Source organism: Pseudomonas sp. KBS0710, assembly GCF_005938045.2.
In the GTDB taxonomy this organism is placed as follows: Bacteria; Pseudomonadota; Gammaproteobacteria; order Pseudomonadales; family Pseudomonadaceae; genus Aquipseudomonas.
In genome coordinates this window covers 6,188,835-6,202,246 of the sequence record NZ_VCCF02000001.1, presented here as the reverse complement: position 1 = coordinate 6,202,246, position 13,412 = coordinate 6,188,835, and the positions used below count along the sequence as shown (strand labels likewise).

The 13,412-nt window shown below is 58.8% G+C and carries 12 protein-coding genes; 3 read left to right on the top strand and 9 right to left on the bottom strand.

Annotated elements, in window-relative coordinates:
- The first annotated feature begins 61 nt into the window (after window positions 1–61).
- On the top strand, window positions 62–415 hold the full coding sequence (locus tag FFI16_RS28275; RefSeq protein WP_138813407.1) for a carboxymuconolactone decarboxylase family protein: 354 nt from the start codon (window positions 62–64) through the stop codon (window positions 413–415).
- Here FFI16_RS28275 and FFI16_RS28270 read toward each other — a convergent pair.
- Entirely contained in the window at window positions 393–1,358 is a 966-nt protein-coding gene (locus FFI16_RS28270) for a GlxA family transcriptional regulator (protein WP_138813406.1), read from the bottom strand. The genes FFI16_RS28275 and FFI16_RS28270 overlap by 23 nt on opposite strands.
- A 286-nt stretch (window positions 1,359–1,644) precedes the next feature.
- Here FFI16_RS28270 and FFI16_RS28260 point away from each other — a divergent pair, with 286 nt between their 5' ends.
- On the top strand, window positions 1,645–2,286 hold the full coding sequence (locus FFI16_RS28260; protein ID WP_138813405.1) for an HD domain-containing protein: 642 nt from the start codon (window positions 1,645–1,647) through the stop codon (window positions 2,284–2,286).
- A gap of 131 nt (window positions 2,287–2,417) precedes the next feature.
- On the opposite strand, the gene FFI16_RS28255 is transcribed toward FFI16_RS28260, so the two are convergent.
- The 8 genes from FFI16_RS28255 to FFI16_RS28215 form a co-directional block, all read right to left on the bottom strand.
- Complete coding sequence (locus FFI16_RS28255; RefSeq protein WP_056860728.1) at window positions 2,418–3,302, bottom strand: ABC transporter permease subunit; 885 nt, start codon at window positions 3,300–3,302, stop codon at window positions 2,418–2,420.
- Entirely contained in the window at window positions 3,299–4,219 is a 921-nt protein-coding gene (locus FFI16_RS28250) for an ABC transporter permease subunit (RefSeq protein ID WP_138813404.1), read from the bottom strand. Before FFI16_RS28250 ends, FFI16_RS28255 begins: the two co-directional genes overlap by 4 nt.
- Window positions 4,216–5,358 carry an ABC transporter ATP-binding protein gene (locus tag FFI16_RS28245; protein ID WP_003195240.1) on the bottom strand — a complete coding sequence of 381 codons (1,143 nt, stop codon included), beginning with the start codon at window positions 5,356–5,358 and terminating at the stop codon, window positions 4,216–4,218. Before FFI16_RS28245 ends, FFI16_RS28250 begins: the two co-directional genes overlap by 4 nt.
- 65 nt (window positions 5,359–5,423) lie before the next feature.
- A complete protein-coding gene (locus FFI16_RS28240; RefSeq protein WP_138813403.1) occupies window positions 5,424–6,518 on the bottom strand; it encodes a polyamine ABC transporter substrate-binding protein in 1,095 nt (364 codons plus the stop codon).
- Window positions 6,519–6,758: 240 nt separating this feature from the next.
- The gene (locus FFI16_RS28230; protein ID WP_138815331.1) at window positions 6,759–7,853 is read right to left on the bottom strand and encodes a polyamine ABC transporter substrate-binding protein; all 1,095 of its coding nucleotides are present in this window, start codon (window positions 7,851–7,853) and stop codon (window positions 6,759–6,761) included.
- 195 nt (window positions 7,854–8,048) lie between these two features.
- A complete protein-coding gene (locus tag FFI16_RS28225; RefSeq protein WP_138813402.1) occupies window positions 8,049–9,413 on the bottom strand; it encodes an aspartate aminotransferase family protein in 1,365 nt (454 codons plus the stop codon).
- A gap of 59 nt (window positions 9,414–9,472) precedes the next feature.
- Entirely contained in the window at window positions 9,473–10,831 is a 1,359-nt protein-coding gene (locus FFI16_RS28220; protein WP_017139534.1) for a glutamine synthetase family protein, read from the bottom strand.
- Between the two features lie 39 nt (window positions 10,832–10,870).
- A complete protein-coding gene (locus tag FFI16_RS28215; protein ID WP_138813401.1) occupies window positions 10,871–11,650 on the bottom strand; it encodes a gamma-glutamyl-gamma-aminobutyrate hydrolase family protein in 780 nt (259 codons plus the stop codon).
- Window positions 11,651–11,928: 278 nt separating this feature from the next.
- Between FFI16_RS28215 and FFI16_RS28210 the strand changes: the two genes are divergently transcribed.
- On the top strand, window positions 11,929–13,305 hold the full coding sequence (locus tag FFI16_RS28210) for a glutamine synthetase family protein (protein ID WP_003213894.1): 1,377 nt from the start codon (window positions 11,929–11,931) through the stop codon (window positions 13,303–13,305).
- The last annotated feature ends 107 nt before the right edge of the window (window positions 13,306–13,412 follow it).

Sequence of the window (13,412 nt, the reverse complement as noted above, 5' to 3'; positions counted from 1 at the left end):
AAGCGCCAAACCTGAACCGCGCACACTGGCTTCACACCCAACCCGTTCAGGAGTTACCGCAATGTTCAATAACTGGTCCGACTTGCTGCCTACCGTGAAGAAAGCCTTTGGCGCGCTGGGCAAGAGCAACCCGAAGATGGTCAAAGCCTACATGGCGCTGGGCGAGGCTGCCGAGGAAAACAATGTACTCGACGCCAAGACCCGTGAACTGATTTCCATCGCCGTGGCCATCACCACGCGTTGCGACGGTTGCATCGGTGTGCATGCCGACGCGGCGATCAAGGCCGGTGCGTCCCGCGAAGAAGTGGCCGCCACGCTTGCCACCGCCATCTCGATGAATGCCGGCGCTGCGTATATCTATTCGCTGCGCGCGCTGGAAGCCTACGACACGCTCACACCGGCGCCGCAAAGTTAAGCCGGAACTGTTGCGGCGTAACGCCCAGCCGGCGGTTGAACACACTGCGCATGTGCTGGGCGTCACGAAAGCCGCATTGGTAGGCCACGGTTTTCAGCGGTGCGGGGCTGCTTTCGAGCATCACCCGCGCCGCGTCCACCCGCGCCCGCTCGACGAACTCGGCGGGGGTTATGCGCGCTTCACGGGCAAACACCCGAGAGAAGTTGCGCGCACTCATATTGGCAGCCTTGGCCAAGTCAGCAATACCCAAATCCCCGGTCAGGTTCGCCAGCACGTACAACTGCACCAACGCCACCGCCGAGGTGCTTTCGGCGTGGGGCGTGAGGAATGGGCTGAACTGCGACTGCCCACCCGCGCGCTGGGTGAACACCACCAGGCGCTTGGCCACGCTCAACGCGACTTCCGGGCCATGGTCCTGGGCCAGCAGGTACAGCGACAGGTCGATGCCGGCCGTGACGCCCGCCGAGGTGTAGAGATTGCCGTCCTGCACGTAGAGCCGGTCGGCATCGACCTGGGCCGAGGGGCACAGGCGCGCCAGGTCGGCGGCATCGTTCCAGTGTGTGGTGACGGTTTTGCCATCCAGCAACCCGGCGCGCGCCAGCATGAAGGCGCCATTGCAGATCGAGCCGAAACGCTGTGCGCGAGAGGCGGCACCGCGTAGCCAATCATCGAACTGCGCGCCGAAATCCTCAAAAGGCAACTGCGGGCCACCAGCGACCAGCAACAGATCATAGGCTTGCAAGGCATCGCAGTAATGTCTGTGGGCCTGCAATAACAGGCCGTTAGAGGCGGCCATCGTGCCGTGGCTCAGGCCGATCACTTCAAGCTGATAATGGTCTTCGGGCGGCAGAAAACGGTTGGCCTCGCAGAACACATCCATGGGGCCGGTCACGTCCAGTGACTGGACGCCAGGGAAGATCAGGATGGCGATGGTTTTGCCCATGCTCACAACTACCTTTTTTAACTGAATAAATGCAAAACCCCTGTGGGAGCGGGCTTGCTCGCGAAAGCGGTTGTTCAGTCGACACATGTATTAACTGACATACCGCTTTCGCGAGCAAGCCCGCTCCCACATTTGATCTACTCAAGCCTCAGAGAGTATTCAGACTGGCGCGATATGGCGCCACATTGGCCGACATCGCACCCTCGCTGCGATAGCTCCTTCGCGGGTACGCGACCAGACTTCACTCATCGGCGCCACCCCCGGCGCTTTGTTGAGGAGAACGACCATGAGCAACTCCATTGCCGGCATCCAGATCCCGGATAGCGCCCTGGCCAAGGCCGCCACCGAATACATCCGCGACGTCGAATCCGACTTGCTTTACCACCACTCGCGCCGTGTATTCCTGTTCGGCGCGTTGAGCGGTGAGCGCAAGCAGTTGGCTTATAACCCCGAGCTGCTTTACGTCGGCGCCATGTTCCACGACCTGGGCCTGGTTGAAGGCCATCGCAGTGACAACGAGCGTTTCGAAGTGGACGGCGCCAACGCAGCGGCCGCGTTCCTCAAGCCTTACGGGCTGAGCGATGACGATATCGAACAAGTCTGGTTGTCGATCGCCCTGCACACCACGCCAGGCGTGCCGCAGCATTTGCGCCCGACTGTGGCACTGGTGACCGCAGGCGTTGAGATGGACGTGCTGGGCATGGACTACGCCGCCTTTTCCAGCGTGCAGCGCGAAGCCGTGGTGCATGCGCATCCACGCGGCGAAGGGTTCAAGGAGTGCATCATCTGCGCGTTTGCCGACGGCTTGCGTCATCGTCCGCAGACCACGTTTGGCAACGTGAAGACCGATGTGCTGGTGGATCAGGAGCCAGGGTTCAAGCCGATGAGCTTTGTCGAGGTGATTCGCAAATCGCCTTGGGCTGCATAGCTGACTTGAAATGCAATCAAATGTGGGAGCTGGCTTGCCTGCGATGAGGCCATGTCAGTCGACTCATCCGTCGACTGACACACCGCTATCGCAGGCAAGCCAGCTCCCACATTGTTTACGTGTTGCGCCAGTTAGACCGGCGCAGGCGCCCGACGCTTGTCGGGTTGCTGCCAACCGTCTGCCGCCGCTTCTTCGATGGCTTGTTGAATCGCCTTCTTGCGCATCTCTTCGGCCCGACGGCTGAAGAACCACACCAGGAAGGTCACCAGCGACACCGCCAGCAGAATCAAACTGGCCACGGCGTTGATCTCGGGTTTAACCCCCAGACGCACCGCCGAGAACACTTCCATCGGCAACGTCGTCGAACCCGGGCCCGACACGAAGCTGGCCAGCACCAGGTCGTCCAGCGACAGCGCGAACGACATCATGCCGCCCGCCGCCAGGGATGGCGCGATCATCGGGATGGTGATCAGGAAGAACACCTTCCATGGCCGCGCGCCCAAGTCCATCGCCGCTTCTTCGATCGACAGGTCCAGCTCACGCAAGCGCGCCGATACCACCACCGCCACGTACGCCGCACAGAAGGTGGTGTGGGCGATCCAGATGGTGACGATGCCACGCTCCTGGGGCCAGCCGATCATCTGCGCCATGGCCACAAACAGCAGCAACAGCGACAGACCGGTGATCACTTCGGGCATCACCAATGGCGCAGTCACCAGGCCACCGAACAGCGTGCGGCCCTTGAAGTGGCTGATACGGGTGAGCACGAACGCCGCCAGCGTGCCCAACGCCACCGCCGCAACGGCGGTGTAGCAGGCAATTTCCAGCGAGCGGGCCACCGAGCCCATCAACTGGGTGTTGTCCAGCAGGCCCACGTACCACTTGATCGACCAACCGCCCCACACCGTCACCAGTTTGGATTCGTTGAACGAGTAGATCACCAGGATCAGCATCGGCAGGTAGATGAACAGCAACCCCGCCACCAGCATGAAACTCGAGAAACTGAAGCGCTTCATATCTTGCCCTCCATCTCTTTGGCTTGGCTGCGGTTAAACAGGATGATCGGCACGATCAGGATCGCCAGCATCACCACCGCCAGGGCAGACGCCACCGGCCAGTCACGGTTGTTGAAGAATTCTTGCCACAGCACTTTACCGATCATCAGGGTTTCCGGACCGCCAAGCAGTTCAGGAATCACGAACTCGCCCACCACCGGGATAAACACCAGCATGCAGCCGGCGATGATGCCGTTCTTGGACAGCGGCACGGTGATTTTCCAGAAGCTGTTGAAGGTGCTCGAACCCAGGTCGGACGCGGCTTCCAGCAGGCTCTGGTCGTGTTTGACCAGGTTGGCGTACAGCGGCAGGATCATGAACGGCAGGTACGAATAGACCACGCCGATATACACCGCAATGTTGGTGTTGAGGATCTGCAACGGCTCGTTGATCAGCCCGATGGACATCAGGAAGCCATTGAGCAAGCCGTTGTTGCTGAGAATGCCCATCCACGCATACACGCGGATCAGGATCGCGGTCCAGGTCGGCATCATGATCAGCAGCACCAGCACGGTCTGCATCTCTTTGCGGGCGCTGGCGATGGCGTAGGCCATCGGGTAGCCGATCAGCAGGCACAGCACGGTGCTGAAAAACGCCATCTTCAGCGAGCCCAGGTAGGCGGCGATGTACAACTCATCGTCGCCGAGCATCGCGTAGTTGCCCAGGTTGAGCACCAGTTGCAGCTTTTGCTCAACGAAGGTGTAGATCTCGGTGTAAGGCGGGATCGCGACGTCGGCTTCGGCAAAGCTGATCTTCAGGACGATGAAGAACGGCAACGCAAAAAACAGGAACAGCCAGAGGAAAGGGATCCCGATGACCACATGCCGGCCACCGGGTGTTATTCGTTGCAGCTGGCGCTTGAGCTTTTTCATGTTCATGAGCGAAGCACCACGCCGCTGTCGTCTTCCCACCACACGTACACCTGGTCACCCCAGGTTGGGCGCTGGCCACGGCGTTCGGCGTTGGCCACGAAAGACTGCACCAGCTTGCCGCTCGGCAGTTCCACGTAGAACACCGAGTGGCCGCCCAGGTAGGCGATGTCGTGCACTTTGCCGCTGGACCAGTTGTGCTCGCAGGTCGGCATTTCGGTGGTGACCAGCAGTTTTTCCGGGCGGATCGCATAGGTCACCGACTTGTCTTCCACCGAGGTGGCGATGCCGTAGCCCACGTAGATGTCGCGGTCCAGATCCGGGCACTTGAGCACCGCGTGGCCTTCGGCGTCGTCCACCACTTGGGTGTCGAAGATGTTGACGTTGCCGATGAACTCGCACACCAGGCGGCTGGTTGGGGTTTCGTAGATATCGATCGGGCTGCCGATCTGCGCGATCCAGCCCAGGTGCATGATCGCGATGCGCTCGGCCATGGTCATGGCCTCTTCCTGGTCGTGGGTCACCATCACGCAGGTCACGCCTACGCGCTCGATGATTTCCACCAGTTCCAGCTGCATCTGCGAACGCAGTTTTTTGTCCAATGCGCCCATCGGCTCATCGAGCAGCAGCAGTTTCGGGCGTTTGGCCAACGAGCGTGCCAACGCCACACGCTGACGCTGGCCACCGGACAGCTGGTGCGGCTTGCGCTTGGCGTACTGGCTCATCTGCACCAGCTTGAGCATCTCGGCCACGCGGGCGTCGACTTCAGCCTTGGGGATCTTGTCCTGTTGCAGGCCGAAGGCGATGTTCTGCGCCACAGTCATGTGTGGGAACAAGGCGTAGGACTGGAACATCATGTTGATCGGCCGCTCGTAGGGCGGCATGTCGGTGATGTCCACACCGTCGAGGTAGATGCGACCTTCCGTTGGGCGCTCGAAGCCTGCGAGCATGCGCAGCAGGGTGGATTTGCCCGAACCCGATCCGCCGAGCAAGGCGAAGATCTCGCCTTTTTTGATTTCCAGGGACACATCGTCCACGGCAATCGTCTCGTCGAACTTCTTCGTGACCCGGTCGATTTTGACCAACACCTTTTTCGGTGTCTGGTCGCCCTCGAGGGCTTTCTTATAGGCGCCGGAGGCAACTGCCATTTACGAAACTCCCAACAAAATTTGAGGTTCGCCCAAGACGGGCGAAACCTTGGATAGTTTGAGCTTTACTTGCCCGTCTTGACCTTGGTCCAGCTACGGGTCATTAAACGTTGCACTTTCGGGGGTAGCTCGAAGTTGACGAACGTCCGGTCGAGAACCGCCTGCGGTGGGTAAACCGCTGCGTCAGTGCGTATCGATTGCTCCATCAGTTTGTCCGCCCCTGGGTTAGGGTTGGCATAACCGACCTGATCACTGACCTGAGCGATCACCTCAGGTTGCAGTAAATAGTTGATGAAGGCGTGGGCCTCTTTGACGTTGGTGGCATCCGCCGGGATCGCCAGCACGTCAAACCACAAATTGCCGCCTTCTTTGGGAATCGTGTAGGCGATGTTCACGCCTTTGCCAGCCTCGGCCGCACGGGCCTTGGCCTGGAACACATCACCGGAGAAACCGGCCGCCACGCAAATGTTGCCGTTGGCCAGATCCGAGATGTATTTGGAAGAATGGAAATAGGTCACGTAGGGCCGCACTTTGAGCAGCTTCGCTTCGGCCTTCTTGTAGTCTTCGGGGTTGGTGCTGTTGGGGTTCAGGCCCATGTAGTTGAGCACCGCCGGCAGCATTTCATCGGCCGAATCCATGAACGAAACGCCACAGGTGGCGAGTTTCTTCATGTTCTCCGGTTCGAACAGCACGGCCCAGGAATCGATATGGTCGACGCCCAGCACTTCTTTGACTTTGTCGACGTTGTAACCGATGCCGTTGGTGCCCCACAGGTACGGTACGGCGTACTGGTTACCCGGGTCGTTCTTTTCCAGGCGCTTGAGCAGCACCGGGTCGAGGTTGGAATAATGAGTCAGCAATGACTTGTCGAGCTTCTGGAACGCCCCGGCCTTGATCTGCTTGCCGAGGAAATGGTTGGACGGCACCACCACGTCGTAACCGGTACGACCGGCGAGCAACTTGCCTTCCAGGGTTTCGTTGGAATCAAACACGTCATACACGGGCTTGATGCCTGTCGCCTTTTCAAAATTGGCCAGGGTGTCCGGGCCAATGTAGTCCGACCAGTTATAAATATGCACCGTCGGTGCGGCCTGCACGCTCACAGCCAGCGTGATACCTGCACCCACCAGCATGGCTTTGCGAAATAAAGAAATTGGCAAGTGGAGGTCCTCTTAAATAGTTGGGCCTTAAAGTTGTTGCCCGGCAACAAAACCGGCGCGCAACTTACCCTCGATAAACCGATCCGGCAAAACTTTCTGTCATTTAATTTGTGTGAACGGGCTATGTGGGAGCGGGCTTGCTCGCGAAAGCGGAGTATCAGTTGATACATCCGCTGGCTGACACACCGTCTTCGCGAGCAAGCCCGCTCCCACACAAGCCACTCCCACAGCTTTTAAGGCTTACTTACCAGACTTGATCTTGGTCCAGCTGCGTGTCATTTCACGCTGGGTTGCAGCCGGCAAGTCAGCAATGGCGTAGAGCTTGGCCTGCACATCAGCTGGCGGGTAGATGCCCGGGTCGCTGGTGATGTCTTTGTCGACCAATGCGGTAGCCTTCTCGTTACCGTTCGGGAAACGCACGCTGTTGGTGATCGAGGCCATGACTTCCGGCTTGAGCAGGTAGTTCATGAACTTGTAGGCGGCGTCGACGTTTTCGGCATCTTTAGGGATGGCGACCATGTCGAAGAAGCTACCGGCGCCTTCTTTCGGAATGTCGTAGGCCACCTTGACCTTGCCACCGGCTTCAGCCGCGCGGGACTTGGCCTGCTGGATGTCACCCGAGTAACCCACGGCTACACAGATGTTGCCGTTGGCCAGGTCCGAGATGTACTTGGACGAGTGGAAGTAGCCGATCGATGGGCGCAGCTTGAGGAACAAGTCTTCAGCTTTCTTGAGGTCGTCTTTCTTCTGGGTATCGGTCGGCAGACCCAGGTAGTGCAGCGCCACCGGCAGCATTTCGGTTGGCGAATCAAGGAAGCTCACACCACAGCTTTTGAGCTTGGCGATGTTCTCAGGCTTGAGCAGCACGTCCCACGAGTCGATCTTGTCGATACCCAGTGCAGCCTTGACCTTCTCCGGGTTGTAGCCGATACCGATCGAGCCCCACATGTACGGGAAGGCGTGCTTGTTGCCCGGGTCGCTGACCGACACGGCTTTAAGCAGGGATGTGTTCAGGTTGCCGTAGTTAGGCAGCTTGGACTTGTCCAGCTCCTGATAGACGCCGGCCTTGATCTGCTTGGCGAGGAAGTTGTTCGACGGTACGACGATGTCATAACCGGACTTGCCTGCCAGCAACTTGGCTTCGAGGGTCTCGTTGCTGTCAAAAACGTCGTACACCACCTTGATGCCTGACTCTTTTTCAAAGTTGGCGATGGTGTCCGGTGCAATGTAGTCGGACCAGTTGTACACGTGCAGGACTTTATCGTCTGCCTGGGCCGCGCCCGCCATTGCGCCCAACAGGGACAAGGCGAGGAGGGTCTTGCCAGCGTTCTTCAAACCTAATGCCTTCATTTGGTGATGCTCCAATTTTTCTTTTTTGGGCCACGTTCTTACAGTGTTAAGCGGCCCGTCTAAAGGGCAACAAAACAGGGCGACAGTCTGGCAAGTTCCGAGGCCGGCTTTCAACCAAAGCCTCATTTATAGCTGCTCAGAATGCAGCGCCCGAAAGCCGCTGCGTTCTGAGCCTAGCACTTAGCCCTGCAATGCCGCCAAAGTCAGGTCCAGGCAATGGCGAGCCTTGGTCACCAGCTCGTCGATTTCCGCGTTGCTGATCACCAGCGACGGCGAAATGATCATGGTGTCGCCCACGGCACGCATGATCAGGCCGTTCTCGAAGCAGAACGTGCGGCAGATCATGCCCACACCCCGGCCTTCGTAACGTTTGCGCGTGGCCTTGTCCTGCACCAGCTCAATCGCCCCGAGCATGCCCACACCGCGAACTTCACCCACCAACGGGTGATCAGCCAGTTCCCTCAGACGCTTTTGCAAATACGGTGCCGCTTCGTCGTGCACACGCTTAATGATTTTTTCATCGCGCAGGATGCGGATGTTTTCCAGGGCCACGGCGGCGGCCACCGGGTGACCGGAATAGGTGAAGCCGTGGTTGAAATCGCCGCCTTCATTGAGCACGGCAACCACGTCGTCGTGCACGATCAGGCCGCCCATGGGGATGTAACCCGAGGTCAAGCCCTTGGCGATGGTCATCATGTGGGGCTTAAGGTCGTAGAAATCGCTGCCGAACCATTCGCCGGTACGGCCGAAACCGCAGATCACTTCATCGGCGACGAACAGGATGTCGTACTTGGCGAGAATTTCCTTGATGCGCGGCCAGTAGGTCTCAGGCGGCACGATCACGCCACCGGCCCCCTGGATCGGCTCGGCAATAAAGGCACCGACGTTGTCCACGCCCAGTTCCAGAATCTTTTCTTCCAGCTGGTTGGCAGCCCAGATCCCGAACTCTTCCGGGCTCATGTCGCCGCCTTCGCCATACCAGTACGGCTGGGCGATATGGGTGATGCCCGGGATCGGCAAGTCGCCCTGTTCATGCATATAAGTCATGCCGCCCAGGCTGGCGCCGGCCACGGTGGAGCCGTGGTAGCCATTCTTGCGGCTGATGATGGTTTTCTTGTTCGGCTGGCCCTTGATCGCCCAGTAATGGCGGACCATGCGCAGCATGGTGTCGTTGCCTTCGGAGCCGGAACCGGTAAAGAACACGTGGTTCATGCCGGCAGGCGCGACCTCGGAAATGACTTTGGCCAACTCCAGCACCGGCGGGTGGGCGGTCTGGAAGAACAGGTTGTAGTACGGCAGTTCTTTCATCTGTTTGGCGGCGGCGTCAGCCAGTTCATCGCGACCGTAACCGATCGCCACGCACCACAGGCCGGCCATGCCGTCGAGGATCTTGTTGCCTTCGCTGTCCCACAGATAAACGCCGTGGGCTTTGGTGATGATCCGTGGGCCTTTCTCTTTCAATTGCTTGAAGTCGCTGAACGGCGCCAGGTGGTGATCATTGCTCAAGGCTTGCCATTCACGGGTTTGCGGGTTGTTGCTGGACATACCGGTCTCCTAGACTTTTTCGGTGAAGGGCGCGCAGGTTGCCCCGCACGCCCGGCGCATCAGACGGCGAAGAGCAGGAATTCCCGCTCCCACGAACTGATCACGCGCTTGAAGTTTTCATGCTCGGCCCGCTTGACCGCGACGTAGCCTGTGATGAATTTTTGCCCCAGGTACTTCTCGATGGTCTTGCTGTTTTCCATACGCTCCAGGGCGTCTTCGATGGTCAACGGCAGGCGCAGGTTGCGGCGCTCGTAACCACGGCCCACTACAGGTGCGCTTGGGTTATGGCCTTCGACCATGCCGATGTAGCCACACAGCAAGCTGGCGGCAATTGCCAGGTACGGGTTGGCGTCGGCGCCTGGCAGGCGGTTTTCGACGCGGCGGTTCTGCGGGCCGGCATCCGGTACGCGCAGGCCGACGGTGCGGTTTTCTTCGCCCCATTCCACGTTGACCGGCGCCGAGGTGTCGGGCAGGAAGCGGCGGAACGAGTTCACGTTGGGGGCAAACAGCGGCAGCAATTCCGGGATGAATTTCTGCAGGCCGCCAATGTGGTTGAGGAACAGCTGGCTCATGGTCCCGTCTTCATTAGAGAAGACGTTCTTGCCGGTGGCGATGTCGATGATGCTCTGGTGCAAGTGCATCGCGCTGCCCGGCTCGCCGGTCATTGGCTTGGCCATAAAGGTGGCGGCTACGTTGTGCTTGAGCGCCGCTTCACGCATGGTGCGCTTGAACACCAGGATCTGGTCGGCCAGGGACAGGGCATCGCCGTGACGGAAGTTGATTTCCATCTGCGCCGTGCCGTCCTCGTGAATCAGGGTGTCGAGGTCCAGCTCCTGCAACTCGCACCAGTCGTAGACGTCTTCGAACAACGGGTCGAATTCGTTGGCGGCTTCTATAGAGAAGGATTGGCGACCTGTCTCCGGGCGACCGGAACGGCCAATCGGCGGTTGCAGCGGGAAGTCCGGGTCTTCGCAGCGCTTGGTCAGGTAGAACTCCATCTCCGGCGCCACGATTGGCTGCCAGCCCCTGTCGGAATAGAGCTTGAGTACCTTCTTGAGCACGTTGCGCGGCGACAGCTCGATGGGGTTGCCTTGCTTGTCGTAGGTGTCGTGGATCACCTGGGCGGTCGGCTCGATGGCCCAAGGCACCAGGAATACCGCGTTCTGGTCGGGGCGGCAGATCATGTCGATGTCGGCCGGGTCGAGCAGTTCGTAATAGATGTCGTCTTCGACATAGTCGCCGGTCACGGTCTGCAACAGAACACTCTCGGGCAGGCGCATGCCTTTTTCGGCGATGAACTTGTTGGTCGGCGAGATCTTGCCCCGGGTGATGCCCGTGAGGTCGCCAATCATGCATTCGACTTCTGTGATCTTGTGGTCTTTCAACCAATCGGTGAGCTGGTCGAGGTTGTTACTCATAAATGCCTCTGGGCTGTGTTTCCTGACATCCATTAAAGGTCAGGCGTTGTTTGACGCAGCATCCGCGTCGCGTTGCATCGCCCGCTTTCGACAAGCCGAGCCAAAGGCCTGGAAGATCGCGAGGTAGTGCGGGTTAGAGCTTACCTGCCATTCGGGGTGCCATTGCACTCCTAAAGCAAAAGCCTTGCCTGCACTGTAAGAAAAAGCTTCGATCAACCCATCAGGTGCGGTCGCCTCGACCTGCATACCGGGCGCCAGGCGGTCAACGCCCTGGCTGTGAATCGAATTGACCTGGATCGTCGGCGGCAAACCCAGGCCTGCCAATACCCCATTAGGGGTAATCGCCACTGCGTGCGCCGGGCCGTACTGGATGTCCAACGGCTGGGTCTCGTCTTCGCGGTGATCCATCATGCCCGGCACTTCATGAACCTTCTGGTGCAGGCTGCCGCCGAAGGCCACGTTCATTTCCTGAAAGCCACGGCAGATGCCCAGCACCGGCACGCCTGCCGCGATCGCGGCACGCAGCAACGGCAGGGTGGTCTGGTCGCGTGCAGAATCATGAGCAGTCCCTGGCGCACTGGCCGGACCGTCGTAGTGAAAGGGTTCGATATTGGAGGGGGAGCCGGTAAAGAGAATGCCATCCAGGCCGTCAAGAATATTGGCCGGGTCGAGCAAGTCGCCCAAGGATGGAATGATCAATGGCAAGCCCTTGGCAGCGACTGCGACTGCACGGACGTATTTGTCGCCACTGATGTGATAAGCATGCAAACCGACCTGTTTGGAGCAGGCGGTGACGCCGATTAACGGCAGGCGAGACATGAAGCACCCCGGTATTATTGCTGTTATGGGTTTGAATCGAGCTTAGCCTTGTTCATTTTTTTACACAACACCCCCGTAAAAAATACAACACGGCCCGCTTTAGCCTGCTAGTCCCAAGCCCTTCAAACCCAAAAAACCGCCCCAAAAAGCCCCAAAAAAGGCCTCAAGGCGCTTTTTTAGGGCAAAAAAGGCCTCGCTTGACTTCGGCATGCCGTTCGGGTTGACTGAAACCAGAAAAGATCAATGATTGATATTTTTAACAACAAAGGTGTTGCATCATGTCGGTACCCCCGCGTGCCGTTCAGCTTAACGAAGCGAACGCGTTCCTTAAGGATCATCCTGAGGTTCTGTACGTAGACCTTCTAATTGCGGATATGAATGGTGTGGTGCGCGGCAAGCGCATCGAACGCACCAGCCTCCACAAGGTTTACGAGAAGGGCATTAACCTGCCTGCCTCTTTATTTGCCCTGGATATCAACGGCTCGACGGTGGAAAGCACCGGCCTGGGTCTGGACATCGGTGATGCTGACCGAATCTGTTATCCAATCCCCGACACCCTATGCAATGAACCCTGGCAAAAGCGCCCAACCGCGCAACTGCTGATGACCATGCACGAACTTGAAGGTGAACCTTTCTTCGCCGATCCTCGCGAAGTGCTCCGCCAAGTTGTAAGCAAATTTGACGACCTCGGTCTGACCATCTGCGCCGCCTTCGAGCTTGAGTTCTACCTGATCGACCAGGAGAACGTGAACGGCCGCCCACAACCGCCCCGCTCGCCGATCTCCGGCAAACGCCCGCACTCGACACAGGTCTACCTGATCGACGACCTCGACGAATACGTCGACTGCCTCCAGGACATTCTGGAAGGTGCCAAAGAGCAAGGCATCCCGGCTGACGCCATCGTCAAGGAAAGTGCCCCGGCGCAGTTCGAAGTGAACCTGCACCACGTCGCCGACCCGATCAAGGCTTGCGACTACGCGGTACTGCTCAAGCGCCTGATCAAGAACATCGCCTACGACCATGAAATGGACACCACCTTCATGGCCAAGCCTTACCCAGGCCAGGCAGGCAACGGTTTGCACGTACACATCTCCATTTTGGACAAGGACGGCAAAAACATTTTTGCCAGCGAGGATCCCGAGCAGAACGCCGCACTGCGTCACGCGATCGGCGGTGTGCTCGAGACCCTGCCCGCCCAAATGGCGTTCCTGTGCCCCAACGTCAACTCCTACCGTCGTTTCGGCGCACAGTTCTACGTGCCGAACTCGCCGTGCTGGGGGCTGGATAACCGCACTGTGGCGATTCGCGTACCTACCGGCTCTTCCGATGCCGTGCGTATCGAACACCGCGTGGCCGGCGCCGACGCCAACCCTTACCTGCTGATGGCTTCGGTCCTGGCGGGCGTGCACCACGGTCTTACCAACAAGATCGAGCCTGGCGCACCGGTGGAAGGCAACAGCTACGAGCAGAACGAACAGAGTCTGCCGAACAACCTGCGCGACGCATTGCGTGAGTTGGACGACAGCGAGGTGATGGCCAAGTACATCGATCCCAAGTACATCGATATCTTCGTCGCCTGTAAGGAAAGTGAGCTGGAAGAGTTTGAACACTCCATCTCCGACCTTGAGTACAACTGGTACCTGCATACTGTGTAAGCCGTTGCAGTTTTAAAGGAACGCCGCTGACGTTGGTCTGCGGCGTTTTTTTATGGGTTTCTTTTCGAGACCGAGTTGGCTTCTTCGCAGGCAAGCCAGCTCCCACA

What these genes read in the sequence shown, in the direction of transcription:
- FFI16_RS28275 (WP_138813407.1), top strand. Translation starts at nt 62, where the DNA reads ATGTTCAATAACTGGTCCGACTTGCTGCCTACCGTGAAGAAAGCCTTT.
- FFI16_RS28270 (WP_138813406.1), bottom strand. Translation starts at nt 1,358, where the DNA reads ATGGGCAAAACCATCGCCATCCTGATCTTCCCTGGCGTCCAGTCACTG.
- FFI16_RS28260 (WP_138813405.1), top strand. Translation starts at nt 1,645, where the DNA reads ATGAGCAACTCCATTGCCGGCATCCAGATCCCGGATAGCGCCCTGGCC.
- FFI16_RS28255 (WP_056860728.1), bottom strand. Translation starts at nt 3,302, where the DNA reads ATGAAGCGCTTCAGTTTCTCGAGTTTCATGCTGGTGGCGGGGTTGCTG.
- FFI16_RS28250 (WP_138813404.1), bottom strand. Translation starts at nt 4,219, where the DNA reads ATGAACATGAAAAAGCTCAAGCGCCAGCTGCAACGAATAACACCCGGT.
- FFI16_RS28245 (WP_003195240.1), bottom strand. Translation starts at nt 5,358, where the DNA reads ATGGCAGTTGCCTCCGGCGCCTATAAGAAAGCCCTCGAGGGCGACCAG.
- FFI16_RS28225 (WP_138813402.1), bottom strand. Translation starts at nt 9,413, where the DNA reads ATGTCCAGCAACAACCCGCAAACCCGTGAATGGCAAGCCTTGAGCAAT.
- FFI16_RS28220 (WP_017139534.1), bottom strand. Translation starts at nt 10,831, where the DNA reads ATGAGTAACAACCTCGACCAGCTCACCGATTGGTTGAAAGACCACAAG.
- FFI16_RS28215 (WP_138813401.1), bottom strand. Translation starts at nt 11,650, where the DNA reads ATGTCTCGCCTGCCGTTAATCGGCGTCACCGCCTGCTCCAAACAGGTC.
- FFI16_RS28210 (WP_003213894.1), top strand. Translation starts at nt 11,929, where the DNA reads ATGTCGGTACCCCCGCGTGCCGTTCAGCTTAACGAAGCGAACGCGTTC.